Consider the following 543-nt stretch of genomic DNA (forward strand, 5'->3'; position numbering starts at 1 on the left):
ACCGGGGTGCCTTTGAACGTGCCCGGGCCGAAGGCAGGGCGCTCGTTCCGGGTTAAACTGCCGATCGTCGGCGCCAGCCTTTGGACCCGCACCGCGGGTCGGCCCGGCCGCTTCCAGATTCCGGATTTCCATCATGAATGACCTGTCCCACCAGCTTTCCATGACCGTGCTGATGACGCCGGACATGGCCAACTTCTCCGGCAATGTGCACGGTGGCACCATCCTCAAGTACCTGGACATGGTGGCCTACGCTTGTGCCAGCCGCTATGCCGGGCGCTATGTGGTCACGCTATCGGTCGACCAGGTTGTGTTTCGCCAGCCCATTCATGTGGGCGAGCTGGTGACGTTCCTGGCGGCAGTCAACTTTACCGGCCGCAGCTCCATGGAGATCGGCATCAAGGTGATCACGGAGAATATCCGCAGCAAGCTGGTTCGCCATACCAACAGCTGCTACTTCACCATGGTGGCGGTGGACGACAGCGGCGCGCCCGCCGAAGTGCCGCCGCTGGTGCCCCGCGACGAAGTCGAGCGCCAGCGCTTTGC

1 protein-coding gene is annotated in these 543 nt (G+C 63.4%); it reads left to right on the plus strand.

The window, feature by feature from the left end; genetic code table 11:
- Positions 1-133 precede the first annotated feature (133 nt).
- The coding region (locus OR16_RS39065; protein WP_006165036.1) for an acyl-CoA thioesterase at positions 134-543 on the plus strand (410 nt) is incomplete at its 3' end.

The organism is Cupriavidus basilensis OR16 (assembly GCF_000243095.1).
Lineage (GTDB): Bacteria > Pseudomonadota > Gammaproteobacteria > Burkholderiales > Burkholderiaceae > Cupriavidus > Cupriavidus basilensis_D.